This is a genomic window from Campylobacter sp. 2018MI34 (assembly GCF_016598975.1).
GTDB lineage: Bacteria > Campylobacterota > Campylobacteria > Campylobacterales > Campylobacteraceae > Campylobacter_D.
In genome coordinates, this window is the sequence record NZ_JAENKS010000086.1 from 1 (window position 1) to 476 (window position 476).

A 476-nucleotide genomic window follows, 5' to 3' on the forward strand; every position below is an offset into this window, starting at 1 on the left:
GGGCCAGGGCGCCTGCGCCCGGGCGGCTGCCGCGATTAGGGGTGCGGCCAATCCCAGCGCCAGGGCGCGGCGGCGCGTTGCGGTCGTCATTCGCATTCTCCCGAAATCCTTTGGATGACAGGCTAGCATGCCGTCAGGAAAATGCGGCCATGACGAAGCCTGTCGAAATTACTGCTCCATACACGCCTGGGGACCATGAGGCGATCAAGGCATTGATGCGCGAGTACGCCGGATCGCTCGGCTTCTCGCTTGCCTATCAGGACTTCGAGGCGGAGCTGGCAGACTTCCCGGGCAAGTATGCACCGCCCGAAGGGGCGTTGCTGCTGGCGAAGGTCGGCGGTGAAGCGGCCGGCACGGTGGCCCTGCGCAGGCTCGACGCGATCACCTGCGAGATGAAGCGGCTCTATGTGAAGCCGGCGTTTCGCGGTCGGCGCACGGCCGACGGCCGCTCGATCGGTCGGGCGCTCGCCGAGGAT

Annotated in this window: 1 protein-coding gene; it reads left to right on the forward strand. The window is 66.8% G+C overall.

All coding sequences use genetic code 11. From position 1 onward, the window contains the following. Window positions 1–149: 149 nt before the first annotated feature. The coding region (locus tag JG676_RS07835) for a GNAT family N-acetyltransferase (RefSeq protein ID WP_246801815.1) at window positions 150–476 on the forward strand (327 nt) is incomplete at its 3' end.